Origin of the sequence: Terrisporobacter muris, assembly GCF_024621905.1 — a bacterium.
GTDB classification, from domain to species: Bacteria; Bacillota; Clostridia; order Peptostreptococcales; family Peptostreptococcaceae; genus Terrisporobacter; species Terrisporobacter muris.
The window spans coordinates 1-3,554 of sequence record NZ_JANKBY010000349.1 but is presented as its reverse complement, the minus strand read 5'-3'; the positions used below and the strand labels follow the sequence as shown (position 1 = coordinate 3,554).

Genomic DNA, 3,554 nt, shown 5'->3' with positions numbered 1-3,554 from the left:
AAGTAATGAATCTTATAGGAGATGTAAAAGGTAAAAATGTTATCATGTTAGACGACATGATAGATACAGCAGGAACTATAACAAACGCAGCTAATGCACTTAAAGAGTTTGGGGCTAAAAACATATAATAATCACTTTTATGAATTAAGTGATCATGATATAAATGAAATAAATAAATTAGTCGATGAAAAATATAGTACTTGGCATTGGAACTTTGGTCATTCACCTAAATACTCCCTTAATAATGAAGTTAAATATCCTGGTGGTAATATAGAGTTTAGTTTAAATGTAGATAAAGGGATAATTAATGAAATAAAGTTCTTCGGTGATTTTTTTGGTAAAAAGGATGTTTCTAATATAGAAGATTTATTAAAAAATGTAATGCATAATGAATCTAGTATAAAATCTACTTTAAACAATATCGATATTAATGATTATTTTTTAAATTGTAATATAGATATTTTAGTAGATGGAATAATGGGTGTAAAATAGATATTAAGATAATTAATGTTCTCTTTCTATATACAATCTTTACATTTTAAAAATGAAGAATAAGCTATATGCCTATTCTTCATGCATTCTTTTCTTTTCGAAATTATCTAAATCCTTATTTAATTTTTTACCTATCTTCCAAGCTAAAAAAGTTATTAAAAGTAAAGTTACCACTTTTAAAGGACTTGTTATAAACCCCATGATGTCGTTACCTATATAGCTAACTATAAAAAACATAACAAGCTTACCTGCTACTACAGCAGATATAAAATCTGTTGTATGTCTTTTAGCTAAACCTTGAGATATTGTAACTACACAAGCTGGCAAAAATGGACAAGCATAAGCTAAAAATAGTAGCTTAAATCCTTTTTCCTCAACCCAATCAATTGCTTTTTCAACTTTTTCATTTTTTAATATTTTAATAAATTTCTTATTACCAATTTTCTTAACTAATAAAAATAAACATATTGTTCCAGATGTAGAACCTATCCATGATATTATTAATCCTGGATACATACCAAATAAGGCTGCATTAGCAGTGACAATTGCAACTAATGGTAATATTGGTAAAAAGCTTTCTATAAATACACTAGTCAACCCAACCATAATTGACAATAGCCAATAGTCATTTACGATATTGTATATATTTTGAATAAAATCCATAACAGCCTCCTTCCTATGAATTAAAAGTTTTAAAAATATTATATCATAATATTTTTTGTTTAAATCAATTATGAATAAACTTTCATATTTTCTTAACAATTTACGTTATTATACCCTTTATTCTTACTTTTTTCTTACTTTTTATAATTAATTATTTGTGTTTACTAAAAATCATCTAAAAAATAAAAAGACCGCTAAAAGCGATCTAAAGTTTATTTCAAGATTTGTTTTACATGTAAATCCATTTGAGGATATGGTATTGAAATATTTTCTTCATCAAATTTAATTTTAACTTGCTCTAATAAATCAAAATATACTGTCCAATAATCAGGTGTATTTACCCAAACTCTTACAGCAAAGTTTAAAGAATTTGGACCTTGTTCAAATAAACCTACAAATGGCTCTGGATAATCAAGAACTAATTTGTTTTTAGCTACTATTTCTTTTAGTACGCTTCTAACTTTTAAAATGTCACACTCATATCCTGCTGAAAATATTAAATCCACTCTTCTAGTATCTTTTGTGGAATAATTTATTAAACTTCCATTTGATAAAGTTCCATTTGGTATTAATACCACTTTGTTATCTACTGTAGTTAAAGTAGTATAAAACACACCAATTTGTTCAACAGCTCCTTCAAATTGACCTGTTTGAATATAATCTCCAACTTTAAATGGTCTAAGAAGTAAAATTATAAATCCACCTGCAAAGTTTGATAAACTACCTTGAAGTGCAAGACCTATTGCAACCCCAGCTGAAGCTACTATGGCAGCTAAGCCTGATAATTCTAAATCCCAATATCCACCAGCAATCACAAGTACTAATAAACCTTTTAAGGATATGCCTATAAAAGATTTAGTAAATTTCACTAATGTCATATCTATATTTCTTTTTTCTGAAAAAACTACAAATTTTCTTGCTAATTTATTGATTACCTTAAACCCTATTACTATTAAAATTATACCAATTACTAATTTTGCACCACTAGTCATCGCCCAATCCAGTATTTTAGTAGTCATAGTTTCTATTGTCATATTTTTAAAATTCATATTTTGTATTTCTTTTTGCATTTCTTCAAACATTAATTTACCTCCAAATTCACTGCATATATAAATAAAATAATACACTGTTTTGCGATTATTGTCTAGAATGAAGGTAAACAATTATAAAAAATCATATAATGTAAATTTATGTAATTTAATCTATTAAATAATCATCCATACTTCTAAAATAAATTTCCACAGGCTTTTCTTGACTACTAAATAAAAGAGGTGTAAGAGAATAAGCATAGCTTCCTGCATTGTTTATGGAAATCAAGTCATTAAGTTCAGCTTTGGGTAGTACAATATCTTTCGCTAGAATATCAACAGCTGTACATAAATTTCCACCTACAGTAACTATTTCTTTAAGATTTTCCCTTTCATTTTCATTTTTAATTAAACTTATCTTATAAGAATCATAAGATGTAAAGAGTGGCTCCATCATTTTTAAATCATTTTTTTCATTAGTATAAGACACAATAAGCTCGCTAATTGTAGGTTTAAAGAATCCATTATATCCATTTTGCACAATTATGTATTTTGAGCCTCTAGATTCTTTAATATCAATTATTGGTGTAACATAAACTCCACTTTTACAAACTAGAAATCTCCCACTTTCTATGATAAATCTAGTATTTAACTTTTCTTTATATTTTGCAATTAAATTATTTGACATAATACTAAGTTTATCAATATCTAAATTTTTATAAGAATCACCATATGATATACCTAATCCTCCACCAAAATTAATAAATTTAAGATTAAAATTCATTTTATCTTTACAAAATAAAGCAAGCTCCAATACATACTCATAGTAATTATAAATAGTTTCATAATCTAAAATTTGTGACTGAAGGTGTACATGAATTCCTATAATTTTAATATTATTTAGATTATCTATAAAGTCTTTGTAATCTAATAAGCTTTCTTCATCAACACCATACTTACTACTTAGAGGCTTTCCTCCAAATACATTATAATTAGCATTAATTCTTAAACCTACTTCCAATTGAATATTTCTATCTTTTCCAATTTCATTTAATAAACTTAATTCATTATAACTATCAGCTGTTATTATACATTTATCCATAGATTCTTCAATATCTTTTCTTCTTTTTCCTGGTGAAGAATAAATTATATTTTCTTTATTTATATTAGCTGCACTTGATATTTCCACTTCTTTAGCAGATGCGGCATCAGCGCCTATACTATTCTTACTTATAAGTTCTACTATATTTTTATTTGGATTAGTCTTAATAGAATACAAAATCTCAAATTCACTGAATTTATCTTGTAATATATTAATTGCCTTTAAAATTTCTTCCTCATCATATATATAAAATGATTTATTTACTTTAG

Annotated in this window: 4 protein-coding genes and 1 pseudogene; 2 read left to right on the top strand and 3 right to left on the bottom strand. The window is 25.9% G+C overall.

Annotated features, from left to right (window positions below; all coding sequences use genetic code 11):
- Both NSA58_RS17530 and NSA58_RS17525 read left to right on the top strand, forming a co-directional pair.
- Nucleotides 1-125, top strand: a pseudogene (locus NSA58_RS17530) (phosphoribosyltransferase family protein); the annotation flags it as partial.
- Entirely contained in the window at nt 94-492 is a 399-nt protein-coding gene (locus NSA58_RS17525; RefSeq protein ID WP_257560748.1) for a lipoate protein ligase C-terminal domain-containing protein, read from the top strand. The pseudogene NSA58_RS17530 and the gene NSA58_RS17525, both read left to right, overlap by 32 nt.
- Nucleotides 493-564: 72 nt before the next feature.
- On the opposite strand, the gene NSA58_RS17520 is transcribed toward NSA58_RS17525, so the two are convergent.
- From NSA58_RS17520 to NSA58_RS17510, 3 genes are all read right to left on the bottom strand, one after another.
- Nucleotides 565-1,155 carry a TVP38/TMEM64 family protein gene (locus tag NSA58_RS17520; protein WP_039678969.1) on the bottom strand — a complete coding sequence of 197 codons (591 nt, stop codon included), beginning with the start codon at nt 1,153-1,155 and terminating at the stop codon, nt 565-567.
- 212 nt (nt 1,156-1,367) lie between these two features.
- Nucleotides 1,368-2,237, bottom strand: a complete 870-nt coding sequence (locus NSA58_RS17515) for a mechanosensitive ion channel family protein (RefSeq protein ID WP_330376044.1) — start codon at nt 2,235-2,237, stop codon at nt 1,368-1,370.
- A 115-nt stretch (nt 2,238-2,352) separates the two neighbouring features.
- On the bottom strand, nt 2,353-3,554 hold a 1,202-nt coding region (locus NSA58_RS17510; RefSeq protein WP_257560747.1), incomplete at its 5' end, for a type III PLP-dependent enzyme domain-containing protein.

Coding starts and splice junctions, on each gene's coding strand:
- NSA58_RS17525 (WP_257560748.1), top strand. CDS start 94: ATGCACTTAAAGAGTTTGGGGCTAAAAACATATAATAATCACTTTTAT.
- NSA58_RS17520 (WP_039678969.1), bottom strand. CDS start 1,155: ATGGATTTTATTCAAAATATATACAATATCGTAAATGACTATTGGCTA.
- NSA58_RS17515 (WP_330376044.1), bottom strand. CDS start 2,237: ATGTTTGAAGAAATGCAAAAAGAAATACAAAATATGAATTTTAAAAAT.